General features: G+C 70.9%; 12 protein-coding genes and 1 pseudogene. 8 read left to right on the plus strand and 5 right to left on the minus strand.

Annotated elements, in window-relative coordinates; all coding sequences use genetic code 11:
- Positions 1-64 precede the first annotated feature (64 nt).
- From QM582_RS19175 to QM582_RS19185, 3 genes are read right to left on the minus strand one after another with little or no spacing between them, the layout of a single operon-like run.
- Positions 65-1,066 carry an aldo/keto reductase gene (locus QM582_RS19175; protein ID WP_415087141.1) on the minus strand — a complete coding sequence of 334 codons (1,002 nt, stop codon included), beginning with the start codon at positions 1,064-1,066 and terminating at the stop codon, positions 65-67.
- 33 nt (positions 1,067-1,099) lie between these two features.
- Complete coding sequence (locus QM582_RS19180; protein ID WP_415087143.1) at positions 1,100-1,489, minus strand: MerR family transcriptional regulator; 390 nt, start codon at positions 1,487-1,489, stop codon at positions 1,100-1,102.
- Positions 1,490-1,517: 28 nt separating this feature from the next.
- Positions 1,518-1,655 carry a hypothetical protein gene (locus QM582_RS19185; protein ID WP_415087145.1) on the minus strand — a complete coding sequence of 46 codons (138 nt, stop codon included), beginning with the start codon at positions 1,653-1,655 and terminating at the stop codon, positions 1,518-1,520.
- Here QM582_RS19185 and QM582_RS19190 point away from each other — a divergent pair.
- Positions 1,654-2,832 (plus strand): AAA family ATPase, encoded by a 1,179-nt coding sequence (locus QM582_RS19190; RefSeq protein WP_415087147.1) that lies wholly within the window; start codon positions 1,654-1,656, stop codon positions 2,830-2,832. The genes QM582_RS19185 and QM582_RS19190 overlap by 2 nt on opposite strands.
- Positions 2,833-2,853: 21 nt before the next feature.
- A complete protein-coding gene (locus QM582_RS19195) occupies positions 2,854-3,891 on the plus strand; it encodes a glycosyltransferase family 2 protein (protein WP_415087149.1) in 1,038 nt (345 codons plus the stop codon).
- Here the strand turns inward: QM582_RS19195 and QM582_RS19200 are convergent.
- Positions 3,878-5,128, minus strand: a complete 1,251-nt coding sequence (locus QM582_RS19200; RefSeq protein WP_415087151.1) for a CDP-glycerol glycerophosphotransferase family protein — start codon at positions 5,126-5,128, stop codon at positions 3,878-3,880. The genes QM582_RS19195 and QM582_RS19200 overlap by 14 nt on opposite strands.
- A gap of 180 nt (positions 5,129-5,308) precedes the next feature.
- Between QM582_RS19200 and QM582_RS19205 the strand changes: the two genes are divergently transcribed.
- The 6 genes from QM582_RS19205 to meaB all read left to right on the plus strand — a co-directional run bounded on the left by QM582_RS19205 (position 5,309) and on the right by meaB (position 16,543).
- Positions 5,309-8,362, plus strand: a complete 3,054-nt coding sequence (locus QM582_RS19205; RefSeq protein ID WP_415087153.1) for a LamG domain-containing protein — start codon at positions 5,309-5,311, stop codon at positions 8,360-8,362.
- A 102-nt stretch (positions 8,363-8,464) separates the two neighbouring features.
- A complete protein-coding gene (locus QM582_RS19210) occupies positions 8,465-9,793 on the plus strand; it encodes a hemolysin family protein (protein WP_415087155.1) in 1,329 nt (442 codons plus the stop codon).
- 38 nt (positions 9,794-9,831) lie between these two features.
- Positions 9,832-11,064, plus strand: coding sequence for an aminoglycoside phosphotransferase family protein (locus tag QM582_RS19215; RefSeq protein WP_415087156.1), 1,233 nt, complete (start codon positions 9,832-9,834; stop codon positions 11,062-11,064).
- Positions 11,065-11,198: 134 nt separating this feature from the next.
- A complete protein-coding gene (locus QM582_RS19220) occupies positions 11,199-13,064 on the plus strand; it encodes a methylmalonyl-CoA mutase family protein (protein WP_415087157.1) in 1,866 nt (621 codons plus the stop codon).
- On the plus strand, positions 13,061-15,253 hold the full coding sequence (scpA, locus tag QM582_RS19225) for a methylmalonyl-CoA mutase (RefSeq protein WP_415087158.1): 2,193 nt from the start codon (positions 13,061-13,063) through the stop codon (positions 15,251-15,253). Before QM582_RS19220 ends, scpA begins: the two co-directional genes overlap by 4 nt.
- 264 nt (positions 15,254-15,517) lie before the next feature.
- Complete coding sequence (gene meaB / locus QM582_RS19230; protein ID WP_415087160.1) at positions 15,518-16,543, plus strand: methylmalonyl Co-A mutase-associated GTPase MeaB; 1,026 nt, start codon at positions 15,518-15,520, stop codon at positions 16,541-16,543.
- Here meaB and QM582_RS19235 read toward each other — a convergent pair.
- Positions 16,534-16,771, minus strand: a pseudogene (locus QM582_RS19235) (hypothetical protein); the annotation flags it as partial. The gene meaB and the pseudogene QM582_RS19235 sit on opposite strands and share 10 nt — an antisense overlap.

The following is a 16,771-nucleotide window of genomic DNA, read 5'->3' on the forward strand; positions in this document are numbered from 1 at the left end:
CTTGTCGAGACCTCCTTGCCAGCGGGGTCTCGACAAGCTCGACCAGCGAAAGATCAGCGGTTCCTCAGCCGTCGATGGTGCTCATATCGCCGTACCGCGCGCCGGCGACGGCGTCCCGGGGGACGGCGGCGGTGAGCGCGGCCACATCGTCCGGCGTCAGGGAGACGGCGAGCGCGCCGACGTTCTCCTCCAGGTAGCGGACGCGCTTGGTGCCGGGGATCGGCACGATGTCGTCGCCCTGGGCGAGCACCCAGGCCAGCGCCAGCTGCCCCGGTGTGCAGTCGCGTTCAGCGGCCAGCGCTCGCACCCGGTCGACGAGCCGCAGGTTCGCTTCCAGTGCCTCGCCCTGGAAGCGGGGGAAGTAGGCGGTGCTGCGGCTGTCACCGGACGCCAGCGACGCGGAACTGACCGCGCCGGTGAGCAGGCCGCGACCCAACGGCGAGTAGGGCACCAACCCGATGCCGAGCTCGCGCAGCGTGGGCAGCACGGCGTCCTCGACATCGCGGGTGAACAGCGAGTACTCGGTCTGCACGGCGGTGATCGAATGCACCGCGTGGGCGCGCCGGATCGTCTCCGGAGCAGCCTCCGACAACCCCAGGAAACGCACCTTTCCGGCCTCGACCAGGCCCCTCATAGCGCCCACGGTCTCCTCGATGGGCACGGTGAAGTCGACCCGGTGCTGGTAGTAGAGGTCGATGTGGTCGACGCCGAGCCGCTGCAGCGACGCGTCGCAGGCGGCGCGGACGTACTCGGGGCGTCCGTTGACGCCGAGCCGGGTGCCGTCCGGGAGCCGCTCGTTGCCGAACTTCGTGGCCAGCTGGATCTCGGCACGGCGTCCGTGGATCGCCTCGCCGACCAGTTTCTCGTTGGTGAACGGGCCGTACATGTCGGCGGTGTCCAAGAAGCTGACGCCGAGGTCGAGGGCGCGGCGGATCGTCGTGAGCCCGCCGTCGTGGTCGGGCGTTCCGTAGAACTCCGACATGCCCATGCAGCCCAGGCCGAGGGCGGAGACGGTCAGCGCGGCGTCGGCGGAGCCGAGCGTCCGGGTGGGGATCTGTGTGCTCATGAAGTCAGCCAACACCTTCGAGCGCGCTCCAGGTCAAGCGGAGAGTGAACGCTGTTCCAGCCGGTCGTCGTAGATGGCGATCTTGTGGTCGATCGCGGCCAGATTGGCGGTCACCGCGGCGAGTTGGGTGAGCACCCGTTGCCGGTGGGCACGGAGCAGCTCGAGCCGTTCGGTCTCGTTGCCGCCACCGTCCCTGACCAGGGCTGCGTACCGCCGGATGTCACGGATCGGCATGCCCGTCGCGCGTAGTCGGGTGACCAATTCGATCCAGCGCAGGTCGCTGTCCTGATAACGGCGGTGCCCGTTGGGTTCTCGGGGCACCGCGCGCAGCAGCAGGTCGTCCCGCTCGTAGTAGCGCAGCGTGTCGGTGGTCAGCCCGAGGGCGTCCGCCGCCTCGGAGATGGTGGCGCCGGAAGAGGTCATGCGCCCAGTCTCCGCCCTGGAGTGTGCTTCAGGAAAGGCCGGACTCCCCACCGAACGCTCGCCTAACTATTTCGGGCTCGCTGAATTCAGCGAGCCCGAAATAGTTAGGCGAGCGCGGGGACGGGGCACCGGGAAGTGTCGGAGCCGATCCATAGGCTCGCGCCATGATCAGCACGTTGGCCGTCCATGGTTACCGATCGTTGCGCGACGTGGTCCTGCCGTTGGACCGGCTGACCGTGGTGACCGGCGCGAACGGGGTCGGCAAGTCCAACCTCTACCGGGCCTTCCAGTTGCTGGCCGACACCGCGTCCGGACGGTTCATCGGCTCGATCGCGGCGGCCGGGGGACTGTCGTCGGTGCTGTGGGCCGGGCCGGAGCGGATCAGCGGCGCGATGCGTCGGGGCGAGGTGCCGGTCCAGGGCACCGGCTCGCGCAAGGCGCCGATCAGCCTGCAGCTCGGCTTCACCGCCGACGAGCTGAGCTATCTGATCGACGTCGGCCTGCCGGTGCCGGGCAACACCGTCTTCGCCCGCGACCCGGTGATCAAGCGCGAGCTGATCTGGGCCGGGCCGGTGCTGCGCCCGGCGGCCACCCTGTTCGAACGGACGGCCCGCGGCGTCCGCGCCGCCGCCGAGGCCGGACGAGCCTCCAACCGGAGCACCGGGCACATCGAGATCGCGCTGCCGCCTTGGACCAGCGTGCTGGACGAGCTGGTCGACCCGATCCACCGGCCGGAGGTCACCGCGATCCGCGACGTGGTGCGCGGCTGGCGGTTCTACGACAGCTTCCGGGTCGACCCGGACGCCCCGGCGCGCCGGCCCCAGGTCGGCACCCGCACCGAGATCCTGGCGGGTGACGGGCACGACCTGGCCCCCGCCGTGGCCACCATTCTGGAATCGGCCTGGGAGCAGCCTTTCCGAGAGGCGATCGCGGACGCCTTCGACGGCACCGAGGTGATCGTCGCCGACTACGGCGGAGGCTTCGAGATCCAACTGGAACAGCCCGGCATGCTGCGTCCGCTCAGCGGTCGGGAACTCTCCGACGGCACACTGCGCTATCTGCTGCTGGCCGCCGCGCTGTTCAGCCCCCGCCCGCCCGGGCTGATGGTGCTCAACGAACCCGAGACGTCGCTGCATCCCGATCTGCTGCCGGCGCTCACCCGGCTGATGGTGCGGGCCGCCGAACGCAGCCAGCTGGTGGTCGTCACGCACGCCCGGCCGCTGGTCGCGGCGCTCACCGGTGCCGGTGCACTGCATCACGAACTGGTGAAGCCGTACGGCGAGACCCAGCTGGAGGGCCAGGGACTGCTGAGCCGGCCGACGTGGCATTGGGGCAGCCGATGACCCGCACGATAGCCTCGCCGGGTGAGCGAGTATCCCGCGGTCTCCTACGTGATGCCGGTGTTGAACGAGGAGGGATATCTTGCCGCCGCCGTCGCCGCGGTGCTGTCGCAGGAGTACCCCGGCGAGGCCGAACTGGTGCTGGCGCTCGGCACCTCCACCGACAACACCACCGCGATCGCCCGCGAATTGGCCGCCGCCGACGACCGGATCACGCTGGTCGACAACCCGCACAACGACATCCCGGTCGGGCTCAACCGGGCGATCGAGGCCAGCCGGCACCCGATCGTGGTCCGGGTGGACGCCCACGCCGAACTGCCCGCCGGCTACACCCGCACCATGGTCGACCTGCTGAACGACACCGGGGCGGTCAACGTCGGCGGTGTGATGCACGCCAAGGGCCGCACCCCGTTCCAGTCCGCGGTGGCCCGGGCCTACAACTCGCCGTGGGGGCTGGGCGGCGGGCAGTACCACGGCGCCAAGAAGGCCGGGCCGTCCGACAGCGCCTATCTCGGCGTGTTCCGCCGTGAGGTGCTGGACGAGGTGGGCGGCTACAACGAGACGCTGCGGCGGGCCGAGGACTGGGAGCTGAACTCGCGGATCCTGGCCGCCGGCCACCTGATCTGGTACACCCCGGACGTCGCCGTCACCTACTGGCCGCGGGCCACCCCCAGGACGCTGCGGCGGCAGATGTTCGCCACCGGGGTATGGCGCGGGCACCTGGTTCGGGAGCAGCGCACCACCCAGCTGAAGTACCTCGCCCCGCCGGTGGTGGTCGCGGCGCTGGCGGCGTCCGGACTGGTCGCGGTGGCTCAGCTGGCCGGGGTGCTGCGGGGCCGGCCGGCCACGGTGGCGAGCCTGATCTATGCCGCGCCGGTCGCCTACGCCGGGGGGCTGGCCGCGGTCTCGGCCCGGTCGCTGGGCGCCGCCGGGGTGCCCGAGTGGCTGCTGAACGTCGCCGTGCTGGGCATCATGCACCTGTCCTGGGGGGCCGGGTTCCTGCGCGGCCTGTTCGTCGGGGCGGAGGCCACCGTCGACACCTCGCGGGTCACGAAGCGGTGACGTCGAGCAGGTGACGGGCCACCCGTTCGGCGTTGCGCCCGTCGGTGTGACGGTGCGCCAGCGCGGCCAAGGCGGCGCTGTTCTCCTCGGCTCGGCGGCGGGCGGTGGCGTCGGCGTCCAGTAGCTCCAGGACGTCCAGCACACCGTCCCAGTCCTGCTCCCAGCGTCCGCCGGTCACCGTCGGATAGTCCAGATACAGCCCGCGGGTGCTCGCGTAGTGCTCCAGGTCGGGAGCCAGGAACAGCATCGGCCCCCCGGTGACGGCGTAGTCGAAGGCCATCGACGAGTAGTCGGTGATCAGCGTGTCGACGCCCCACAGCAGCGGCATCGACTCCGGCAGCACACTCGGCGGGATCAGCCGGACGTGCCGGGAGCTGTGGCTGTAGGAGCCGACGCCGAGCGGGTGCGGGCGAACCAGCAGCACGCTGTCGGTGGCCGCGCAGAAGGCGTCGATGCGGCGCCACTGGCGCTCGGTGGGGACGCCCGGGTCGGGTTCGCCGTCGCGCCAGGTCGGGGCGTAGAGGATCGCCCGGCGTCCGACCAGTCCGGGCACCCGGCGCTCCAGCAGCTCGCGGGCGGCCGCCCGGCGGCCGGCCGGGCTGCCCCGGAACAGCACGTCGGTGCGCGGCTCGCCGAGCACCCGCACCTGCCGCGGCGCGAGGTCGAAGGCGCTGCACATGAACGGGACGAAGACGTCGGCGGCCACCGGCAGCAGGCTGATCCGCCGGGTGCCGCGCCGGTAGGCCTCGCGGATGGCGGCGCGGGCCAGCCCGAAACGGTTCAGCGGGCCCAGCGACAACGCCGCCGGGGAGTCGGCGTGCAGCTTCTTCATCGGCGACCCGTGCCACAGCTGGGCGATGGTCGCCCCGCTCAGGGCATAGCGGTTGACGTCGCCGAAGCCGTGGGTCACCGCGATCACCCCGGCGGACGCGGTCAGGTCGAAGCCCGCCGAGGAGTCCTTGGCCGCCGACTCCAACCCCAGGGCGCGAGCCCGCCGAGCCTGCTCGGCGTTGCCGACCAGCCAGACCAGCCGCAATTCGGGATCGATCCGGCGGGCCGCCCTGAGCAGCGCCAATGCCCCGTCGGCCAGGCCGAACGCGCTGCCGAACACCCACAATCGCGGATCGCGCCGGACGAAGCGGCTGCGCACGCTGCCGACGGCGTAGCGGGGAAGAGCGGCCAGCTTCGCCGCATTGCCCTTCGCGAAGGTGAACCGGGCGGCGGGCGAAGGAGGCACGCCGTCACCCTAGTGGACGGTCCGGTCCGTCCACGGTGCCGAAGGGCTTCACAGGTGGGTTCTGTACTCTGTATGCCCCAAGAGGGCGGTGTACCGCATCGGGGACGTCGGCAGCGGTGCCGGCGCGTGGTCCGGTCCCTCGTGGCAATCGACTGTGAGCGGACTCGGGAGGGGAACGCTATGAGGGTTGAACGGTTTACTCGGCATGCCCGTGGAGGGGAGGCGAGACGCCGATCCCGGTTCACCCGGCTCGTCGCGGCGGCCACCGCCACCGTGCTGGCGGCCGGGGTGTGGACCAGCGGTCCGGCCGCTCCGGCGGACGCCGCACCGCGCGATCCCGAGACCGTGACCGCGGAGGGGCTGCCCACCTGGCAGCTCAACGGGGTGGTGTGGAGTCAGGCCCTGGTCGGGAAGACCGTCTACGTGACCGGCTCGTTCACCAAGGCCCGCCCGCCGGGCACCGCGGCGGGCAGCTGGCAGGAGGTGCCGGCGCAGAACATCTTCGCCTATGACATCACCACCGGCGACCGGATCCCGTTCGACCATTCACTGAACGCTCAGGGCCTGGTGATCCGGGCCAGTGCGGACGGCAGCCAGGTCTTCGTCGGCGGCGACTTCACCCAGGTGGACGGGCAGTCCCGCCAGCACCTGGCCGCCTTCGACACCAAGACCGGTCAGCTGACCAGTTTCGACGGGCGGGCCAACGGACCTGTCCGGGCGCTCGCCTTCATCGGCAACACGGTCTATGCGGGAGGGAATTTCCGCACCGTCGCCGGCGAGGCACGCTCGCTGTTCGCGTCCTACAGCGTGACCACCGGAAAGCTGAGCAGCTGGAAGCCCAAGGGCGATCCGGACGGCCAGGTGATGGCGATGGTGGCGGCGCCCGACAAATCGCGGATCATCGCCGGCGGCTCGTTCACCACGATCAACTCCAAGGCCGCCTACGGGATGGGTGCGATCGACGCCAAGAACGGCAAGACGCTGGCCTGGGCCGCCAATAAGCGCATCCGCACGGCCGGCCTGAAGGGCGCGATCACCACGCTGTCCACCGACGGCAAGGCGATCTACGGCGGCGGCTATTCCTACGGCAAGGGCGCCAAATTCGAAGGCACCTTCGCCGCGAATCCCAAGACCGGAGCGATCCGCTGGGTCAACGACTGCCTGGGCGACACCTACGACACCTTCCCGATCGGGGGCGTGCTGTACTCGGTGGGGCATCATCACGATTGCGAGGCGATCGGCGGTTTCACCGACACCAACCCGCGCAGCCGGTGGATGAATGCGGTGGCCGAGCGCACCGAACCGGTGGGCAAGATCACCGCGAAGAACGCTTACGGCTGGAATTTCACCGGGCTGAGCTACTCCGGCCAGTTGCAGTGGTGGCCGCAGCTGTCGTTCGGCAGCTACACCGGGATGACCCAGGCGGCCTGGTCGGTGGTCGGCAATTCCGAGTACATCGCCCTCGGCGGCGAGTTCCCGGCGGTCAACGGGGTGGCGCAGCAGGGCCTGGTGCGCTTCACGAAACGGCCGGCCTCGAAGGGGCTGCGGCCCAGCTACAACGCCGGGGCCGATCCGGTCGTCTCGGTGGACGACTCCGGCGCCGTCCGGGTGATATTCGGTGCCATGTGGGACCGCGACAGCGACACCCTGGAATACGACATCCTCCGCAACTCCGGTGAGAAGGTCGGCACGATATCCCGCAGCGACGGCGATTTCTGGAAGCTGCCCGCCTACGTGTTCACCGATTCCACCGCCGAACCCGGTAGCCGGGTGCGGTACCAGATCAGGGCGCGGGACGCCGACGGCAACAGCCAGTTCTCCGGCTGGTCCGGGTATGTCACGGTGGCCCCGCCACCGGACTCGGCCTATGCCGCCCTGGTCCGCTCCACCGCCAAGGTGGCCCACCTGTGGCGACTCGGCGAGACCACCGGGGCCAGGGCCGTGGACAGCGTCGGCGACGCGCACGGCGAGAACGTCGGTGAGGTGACCGGGCAGGCCGGCGCACTGAACGAGCCCAACGGGTCGTACCGGGGCACGGCGACCGGCAAGGTGACCACCTCCGACGCCGAGAAGGCGCCGACCTCGGTGACCGTAGAGGCGTGGGTCAAGACGACCAGCACGCGGGGTGGCCGGATCGTCGGCTTCGGCCACAACTCGGCGTCCACCGCCCGTGGTGGACGCACCGATCGGCAGCTCTATCTCGACGACTCGGGCCGTCCGCACTTCATGATCAACGACGGATCGGTCCGCACCGTCGGCGGGGAGACCGCGATCAACGACGACCAGTGGCACCACGTGGTCGGCACCGTCGATCGTCAGGGCCTGCAGCTGTTCGTCGACGGCGTCCGGGTGGCCCGCGACCAGCGGTACTACAAGACCAAGGCCTATCTGGGCTACTGGCGGATCGGCGCCGACCAGACCGCGGGGCTGGCCAGCCGGCCCTCCGATCAGGGACTGGTCGGCCTGATCGACGAGGTCGCGGTCTACAACCGGGCGCTGTCGTTGACCGAGATCCAGGCGCGGATCGTGACCAGCGGACGCCAGGGGTCCTGGACGCCGGCGGCGCGCGGCGGCTATCCGGGAGCGGTGAACGCCAACAAGCCGGACGTCTTCTGGCGGCTGGACGAGCGGACCGGCACGGTGGTCGACTCCTCCGGTGCCGGCGCGACCGGCGTGGCGAGCGCCAGCCCGTCCATCGAACGCGGTGTCGGGGGTGTGCTCAAGGGCAGCCCGGCGGCCGCCTTCGACGGCTCCGCGGGCCTGATCGCGGCGAAGCAGCCCTGGACGGCGCCCGGCCCCTATTCGGTGGAGTTCTGGTTCAAGACCACCACCAAGCGGGGCGGCCAGATCGCCGGGTTCAGCAGTGTCGCCACCGGTCTCGACGGCAAGCACGACCGCATGGTCTACCTGCAGAACTCCGGAAAGCTCAGCTTCGCGGTGGGCAGCGAGGGCAAGACCACCCTGACCAGCAAGAAGGCCTATCGGGACGGTGCGTGGCACCATGTGGTCGCCACCCAGGACTCGAAGTACATCCGGTTGTACGTGGATTCGGTGCTGGTCGGGAAGAAGAAGGCGACGAAGCCCGCCACCTTCACCGGTTTCTGGCGGCTGGGCGGCGGCCAGACCTGGGGCAGGAGCAGCAGTTCCTACTTCGCCGGGTCGGTGGACGAGGTGGCCATCTATCCCTCGGTGCTGAGCGCGGCGACGGTCCGCACGCACTATCGGGCGAAGTAGCCGGGAGGGCGTCACCAGACCTTCATCGCGGGCGGGAGCCCGGCCGATCGGGTGCCGTGCAGGCAACCGATAGGCTGGGCCCTCCCAGAGTGAAAGGATCCGATGAACCCGATCGTCAGCAATATCCTGCTGATCCTCCTGTTCATCGTTGTCGGCGGCGTTTTCGCTGCGGCAGAGATGGCGCTGGTGTCGCTGCGCGAGAGCCAGGTGAAGCAGCTCTCCACCCGGGGCAAGCGAGGTCGCACGGTGGCCAATCTGGCCGCCGAGCCGAACCGCTTCCTCTCCGCGGTGCAGATCGGCGTCACCTTGTCGGGCTTCCTGTCCGCCGCTTTCGGCGGCGCCACCCTGGAAGAGCCGATGTCGGCGGTGCTGATCGGCTGGGGTGTCCACGAGAACGTCGCCGGGCCGCTCGCCCTGGTCACCATCACCGCGATCATCTCCTACTTCTCCATCGTCATCGGCGAGCTCACCGCGAAGCGGCTGGCGATGCAGAGCGCGGAGAGCTTCGCCATGGGCCTGGCGCCGCTGGTGAACGCGATCGCCACCCTGGCGCGTCCGGTGATCTGGTTCCTCGGCATCTCCACCAACGCCCTGGTCCGGGTGTTGGGCGGCGATCCGAAGGCCTCCCGCGAGGAGGTCACCGACGAGGAGCTGCGGGCCATGGTGACCTCGTCGTCCACCTTGGGTGACGAGGAGCGGCAGATCGTCGACGAGGTCTTCGCGGCCGGCCAGGTCAGCCTGCGGGAGGCCATGGTGCCCCGCACCGAGGTCGACTTCCTGTCCGGTGATCTGCCCGCTCACAAGGCGATCCGCAGCTTCCACGAGCAGCCGCACAGCCGCTATCCGGTGATCGGCGAGGACGTCGACGACGTCCTCGGCTTCGTCCACGTCCGCGACCTGTTCGACCTCGACCCGGCCGCCCGCAACGCCCCCGTGGGGCAGCTGGTCCGGCCGGTGGTGTCGCTGCCGCACACCATGAAGATCCTCCGTGCGCTGTCCGAGATGCGCTCCGCGAACGCGCACCTGGTGATCGTCCGCGACGAGTACGGCGGCACCGCCGGCATCGTCACCATGGAGGACCTGGTGGAAGAACTGGTCGGCGACATCTCCGACGAGTTCGACCAACCCTCGGACCATGCGGGCGATTCGCCCTCGAGCGCCGAGATCGACGGGCTGGAGACCCTCGAGGAGTTCGGCGAGGACTACGGCTACGTGCTGCCCGAGGGCCCCTACGACACGGTGGCCGGTTTCGTGATGGCGCACCTGGGTCACCTGCCCGAGGTGGGCGAGACCATCGAGGTGCAGCTGGAGCCGGTGGAGGCGTCCGAGACCGGTGCCGAGCAGTTCGAGTTCACCGTCACCGAACTGGACGGACGCCGTGCGGCGCGCCTGCGGCTGCGTCGGCTCGGCACGGTGCCGGAGGCTGAGTAACCTACGTCCGTCGGAGCGCGCGGACAAGGAGGTGTGCAGTGCCCCAGGACGACCCGGACGGGTCCCGGCTGCTCACCTCGCCCGAGGTCGGTGAGCTGCTGGGAGCGGCCGTCGAGCACGCCGGCGGCACCCTGCTCGGCTGGGCGCTGGACCATGTGGACGCCAACCCGCAGCAGTCCACCACCGCCACCTATTCGGCGACCGTGTCCTGGCCCTACGGCGAGCGCGCCGAGCTGCTCGGGGTGAGCGCTCGGGCCGGCGGACCCGTCCCGTCCGACAGTCGGGCCGAGATCTTCGCCGACGGCGACCGCGAGGTGGCGGTCTGGATCTACCCCAACGATCCCGACCTGCCCGGTCTGGCCCGGGCCGCCTACACCGAACGGATGGCCGAGATCCTCACCGAGCACGACGTGCTGGGCGGCCCGGTCGCCGCCGACCAGGTGCGGCTGCGGATGATCGGCTATCGGCCGCGGCGCCGGGCGGTGCTCCGGGTCGACGTCTCCCGGCCGGGCGGCCAGGCGTCCACCACGCTCTACTGCAAGGTGCTGCGGGAGCGGGTCTTCGCCGACGTCGTCCGGCGCCACGAGGTGCTGCTGGCGGCCCACGTCCCGGCTCCCGAGGTGGCCGCCACCACCCACGACGCGCTGTTGCTGTTGCGCAACGTGCCCGGCCGTCCGCTGGCCCAGGCGATCTTCGACCCCGCGGCGCCGTGCACCGCCGAACAGCTCATCCACCTGCTGGACGCCATGCCGATGAGCGTCACCCACCTGGAGCGCCGGCCGCCCTGGTCGGACGCGGTGGCGCACTACGCGCAGATGGTCACCGCCGCGGTGCCCGGTGCCGCCGGCAAACTGGCCTGGCTGACCGAGCAGATCACCAGCGGGCTGGCGTCCGTCCCGCTCGGCAACGAACCCACCCATGGCGACTTCCACGAGGGCCAGGTGCACGTCGAGAACGGACGCATCGTCGGCATCCTGGACGTCGACACGGTCGGGCCCGGACGCCGCGCCGACGACCTGGCCTGCCTGATCGCGCACCTGTCCACCATCCAGCGGATGAGCCCCGCCCAGGAGGCCCGGGTGCACGGGCTGATCCGGGCCTGGGTGCCGGTGTTCGACACCCGGGTCGACCCGACCGAGCTGCGGCTGCGGGCCGCGGCGGTGATCATCTCGCTGGCCACCGGGCCGTTCCGCGGCCAGGAACCCGACTGGGAGTGGGAGACGCTGCGGATGATCGCCTCCGCCGAGGCGCTGGTCCGCCAGGTGAGCTGACGCGGCCGATCGAAGGCGTCGCAGCGCCGCCGAGCATCGGCAGCGTTCCGCATCACGAGACCACGGGGCTCAGCAGTCGAACCTTTTCGACCGACGGTCGGCAGGATCCGGGAACGAATACTACGCTCCGTAGTATGACCGAATCCCCGCTCACCCTGGCCGGCGACTTCGTCGCGCCGAGTCGCCAGGACTGGGAGACAGAAGTCCTCAAGGTGCTCAACCGGCGCCGTCCCGAGGGCAAGGAACTCTCCATCGAGCAGGCGATGAAGCGGCTCACCACGACGACCGTGGACGACCTCGTCATCGACCCGCTGTACACCAAGGAAAGCCGAGCGAAGGGCCGAGACCTCGGCCACCCGGCGGTGAGCCCGTTCACTCGCGGCTCCACGCTGCGCGACGGCACCATCCACGCCTGGGACATCTGCGCCCTGCACGAGGACCCGGACGCCGGGTTCAGCAGCGCCGCCGTGCTGGCCGACCTGACCCGGGGCGCCACGTCGCTGTGGCTGCGGGTGGATTCGGACGCCATCGCCCCCGCCGCACTGCCCACGGTGCTCGCCGGCGTGCTTCCCGAACTCGCCCCCATCTCGGTGTCCAGCCGCACCGAGCAGGACGCCGCGGCGTCCGCGCTCGCCGAGTTCTGGCGGGCCAGCGGACAGTCCGCCCAGGTCGCCGGCAACCTGGGGCTGGACGCCCTCGGCCAGGCCGCCCGCACCGGCGCTGCCCCCGACTACACCGCGCAGCGGGAATGGGTCGCCACGGCGCTGGCCGAGTTCCCCAAGGCCCGCGCCGTCGCCGTCGACTCGCTGGTCTACGACGACGCGGGCGCCGGCGACGTGGACGTGCTCGCCTTCGCCATCGCCACCGGCGTGGAGTACCTGCGCGACCTGGAGGCGGTCGGCATCGCGCCGGCGGACGCCTTCGGTGAGCTGGCCTTCCGGGTGCCGGCCAACACCGACCAGTTCATGACCATCGCCCGGCTGCGCGCCCTGCGCCGGCTCTGGGCCCGGGTCGGCGAGGTCAGCGGGGTGCCCGCGCAGCGGCGCGGCGCCCTCCAGCTGGCCGTCACGTCGTGGCGGATGATCACCCGCGACGACCCGTGGGTCAACCTGCTGCGCGGCACCATCGCGACCTTCGCGGCGTCCGTCGGCGGCGCCGAATCGGTCACCGTGCTGCCGCACGACACCGCCTGGGGCCTGCCCACCGACTTCTCCCGCCGGATGGCGCGCAACATCCAGTTGCTGGCCGCCGAGGAGTCCAACCTGGGCCGGGTCGCCGACCCGGCCGGCGGCTCCTGGTACGTGGAGAGCCTCACCGATCAGCTGGCCGGACGGGCCTGGGCCCGGTTCGGCGAGATCGAGGCCGCCGGCGGGATGGCCGCCGCGCTGGCCGACGGCCGGGTGGCCGACTGGATCGGCAGCACCGTCGCCGCCCGCGGCGTCCGGCTGGCCAACCGGCGGCAGCCGATCACCGGCGTGTCGATGTTCCCCGGCAGCAACGAGCAGCCGCTGGAGGTCCGGCCCCGGCCGGAGCGTCCGGTGTTCGGCGGGCTGGTGCCGCGGCGTGACAGCGAGGTGTTCGAGGCGCTGCGCGACCGGGTCGCCGCCGCCACCAGCAAGCCGCAGGTGTTCCTGGCCTGCCTGGGCGCCCGGCGCGACTTCGGGCCCCGCGAGCAGTTCACCTCCAACGTGTTGCTGGTCGCCGGCATCGAGCGTCCGTCCAGCGAGGGCGGGACGACGGACGAAATCGTCGAGCAGGTGCGGGCCGCCGGTGCGAAGACGGTGATCCTGTGCTCGTCGGCGAAGGTGTACGCGGCGCAGGCCGTCGAGGTCGCGACCGCACTGAAGGACGCCGGGGTGGCGACGGTGCTGATCGCCGGACGCCGCACCGAGACCGGCGCCGAGAACGCCGCCGACGTGATCGACGGCGAGATCTTCGACGGCATGGACGTCGCCGGCTTCCTGGCCGGCACCCTGGACGAGTTGGGAGTTGACCGGTGAGCATTCCGCGTTTCGACAGTGTCGCGTTGGGCGGCGACCTGCCCCCGGCCGATTCCGCGCAGCAGTGGGCCAGCCTGATCGCGCCGGCGCCGTCCTACGCCGACGCGTGGGAGACCCCGGAGCACATCCTGGTGCCCCCGGTCTACGACTCCACCGCCTACCAGGGCCTGGACTTCCTGAACACCTATCCGGGCATCCCGCCGTTCCTGCGCGGCCCGTACGCCACCATGTACGTCAACCAGCCGTGGACCATCCGGCAGTACGCCGGCTTCTCCACCGCACAGGAGTCGAACGCCTTCTACCGGCGCAACCTGGCCGCCGGCCAGAAGGGCCTGTCGATCGCGTTCGACCTGGCCACCCACCGCGGCTACGACTCCGACCATCCGCGGGTCACCGGCGACGTCGGGATGGCCGGTGTCGCGGTCGACTCGATCCTGGACATGCGGCAGTTGTTCGCTGGCATCCCGCTGGACCAGATGTCGGTCTCGATGACCATGAACGGCGCGGTGCTGCCGGTGTTGGCCCTGTACGTGGTGGCCGCCGAGGAGCAGGGGGTGCAGCCGGCGCAGCTGGCCGGGACCATCCAGAACGACATCCTCAAGGAGTTCATGGTCCGCAACACCTACATCTACCCGCCGGCGCCGTCGATGCGGATCATCTCCGACATCTTCGCGTTCACTTCGGCGAACATGCCCAAGTTCAACTCGATCTCGATCTCCGGCTACCACATGCAGGAGGCCGGGGCGACCGCTGACATCGAGATGGCCTACACCCTGGCCGACGGCGTCGAGTACATCCGGGCCGGCGAATCGGTCGGGCTGAAGGTGGACCAGTTCGCCCCGCGGCTGTCGTTCTTCTGGGCGGTCGGGATGAACTTCTTCATGGAGGTCGCCAAATTCCGCGCCGCCCGGCTGCTCTGGGCCCGGCTGGTCCGCCAGTTCGGCCCGAAGAACCCCAAGTCGATGTCGCTGCGGACGCATTCGCAGACGTCCGGCTGGTCGCTGACCGCGCAGGACGTGTTCAACAACGTGGCCCGCACCTGCTTGGAGGCGATGGCCGCCACCCAGGGGCACACCCAGTCGCTGCACACCAACGCGCTGGACGAGGCGATCGCGCTGCCGACCGACTTCTCGGCGCGGATCGCCCGCAACACCCAGCTGTTCATCCAGCAGGAGTCGGGCACCTGCCGGGTGGTCGACCCGTGGGCCGGCTCGGCCTACGTGGAGCGGCTCACCTACGAGCTGGCGAACAAGGCCTGGGGTCACATCTCCGAGGTCGAGGCGGCCGGCGGCATGGCCAAGGCGATCGAGGCGGGCATCCCGAAGATGCGCATCGAGGAGGCCGCCGCGCGCACCCAGGCCCGGATCGACTCCGGACGCCAGCCGCTGATCGGCGTCAACAAGTACATCGTCGAGAACGATGAGCCGCCGGAGGTGCTGAAGATCGACAACAAGTCGGTGCGCGCCGAGCAGATCGCCAAGCTGGAGCGGCTCCGGGCCGAGCGTGACCCGGAGGCGGCCAAGGCGGCCCTGGAGCGGCTCACCTGGGCGGCGGCGAACCCGGATCCCAGCGATCCGGACCGCAACCTGCTCAAGCTGAGCATCGACGCGGCCCGCGCCCAGGCGTCCGTCGGTGAGATCTCCAGCGCGCTGGAGTCGCAGTTCGGCCGGTTCACCGCGCAGATCCGTACCATCAGTGGGGTGTACCGCAGCGAGACCGGAGAATCCCGGGGCGTGGAGGAGGCCAGGGAACTGGTCGCCGAGTTCGAGAAGCTCGAGGGCCGGCGTCCCCGCATCCTGGTCGCCAAGATGGGCCAGGACGGCCACGACCGCGGCCAGAAGGTGATTTCGACGGCGTTCGCCGACCTCGGCTTCGACGTCGACGTCGGCCCGCTGTTCCAGACGCCCGGTGAGGTCGCCCGGCAGGCGGTCGAGGCCGACGTCCACGTCGTCGGGGTGTCGTCGCTGGCCGCCGGCCACTTGACCCTGGTGCCCGCGCTGCGCGGCGAACTGGACGCGCTGGGCCGGCAGGACATGATGATCGTGGTCGGCGGGGTGATCCCGGCGCAGGACTTCGACGAGCTGCGGGCCGCCGGAGCCGACGCGATCTACCCGCCCGGCACGGTGATCCCGGTCGCCGCGATCGAGTTGTTGCACAAGCTGCTCGACCACCTGGGCGCCGAAGTGTGAGGTTGTGCTGGTCTCCGGCCGTCGTGGCCGAGCCGGATGGGTGCGACGCGATGAGGGACGGCGCCGACCGGTGACTGCTGGGGTTCCGGACTTGGGCGGCTGCGCCGCCGTGGGACGCCGGGGACGGTTCCTTTCGTCCCACTGGTACTACCTGTGGGACGCGGGGGACGGTTCCTTTCGTCCCAAACGCCCGATGTGGACCGATGAGAACCGTCCCCGGCGTCCCATGGCCCATGGGCTTCCTGACTTTGAAAGGGTGGGTACATGCGTAGGTTGAGTCCCGCTGAGTTGGCGGAGCGGGTCCGGGAGGGGTCGCGGCCGCACATCGCGCGGTCGATCACCCTGTTGGAGTCGTCGCGTCCGGACCACCGGGAGCAGGCCAAGGAGTTGTTGCGGCTGCTCGGGCCGTTCAGCGGACGGTCGGTGCGGGTCGGCATCACCGGGGTGCCGGGGGCGGGCAAGTCCACCTTCATCGACGCGCTCGGCGTCCGGCTGATCGAGGACGGGCATCGGATCGCGGTGCTGGCCGTCGACCCGTCGTCCTCGCGCACCGGCGGCTCCATCCTCGGCGACCGGACGCGGATGGCGGCCCTGGCCGCCTCCGACAGCGCCTACGTGCGGCCTTCACCCTCCGGCGGACACCTGGGCGGAGTCGCCCGGGCCACCCGGGAGTCGATGATCGTGATGGAGGCCGCCGGCTTCGACGTGGTGCTGGTGGAGACCGTCGGGGTGGGGCAGTCCGAGGTCGCGGTGGCCGGCATGGTGGATACCTTCCTGCTGATCGCGCTGGCCCGCGCCGGCGACCAGCTGCAGGGCATCAAGCGCGGCATCCTCGAGATGGCCGACGTGATCACCGTGAACAAGGCCGACGGCGACCACGAGGGCGAGGCCCGGGTGACCGCCCGCGAACTGACCATCGCGATGAAGCTGATCAGCTCCGACCCGCACGCCCGCCGTCCGCCGGTGCTGACCAGCTCGGCGCTCACCGGCAAGGGGCTGGACGAGGTGTGGCAGGCGGTGCTCGACCACCGCGCCTACCTGCAGGACAACGGCGGCCTGGAGCCGCGCCGGGCCCGGCAGCAGATCGAGTGGCTGTGGTCGCTGGTCGAGGGCGAGGTGCTGGACGGTGTCCGGGCCTCGCCGCAGGTGCGGGCGTCCCGCGACGGTGTCGAGGCCGCCATCGCCCGCAACGAACTCTCGGCGCTGGAGGGTGCCGAGAAGCTGGTCCGGGCCTTCGTCGCCGACGTCCCGGCGCTGTGGCCGGATGCCGCCGACCTGATTCAGCGCTGACCGCCCCCGGAACCCGCCGAGACCGACGCCGGACGCCGGTTGAACCGCCACACCGTGACGGCGAAGACCGTCGGAATGAGCATGCAGAGCAGCAGCGCCGTCCGGAGCCCGGAACCTCCGTCGGCGGGCAGCAGCCCGGCGATCCCGGCCAGCGGCCCCTGGGCGGCTTCGGCGAGACCGCCGGCGAGTGCCGGCCCGGCCGCCCCGCCGGCGTCGCCGGCCAGCGCC

The sequence above is a fragment of the Micropruina sp. genome, from assembly GCF_047607385.1.
Lineage (GTDB): Bacteria > Actinomycetota > Actinomycetes > Propionibacteriales > Propionibacteriaceae > Micropruina.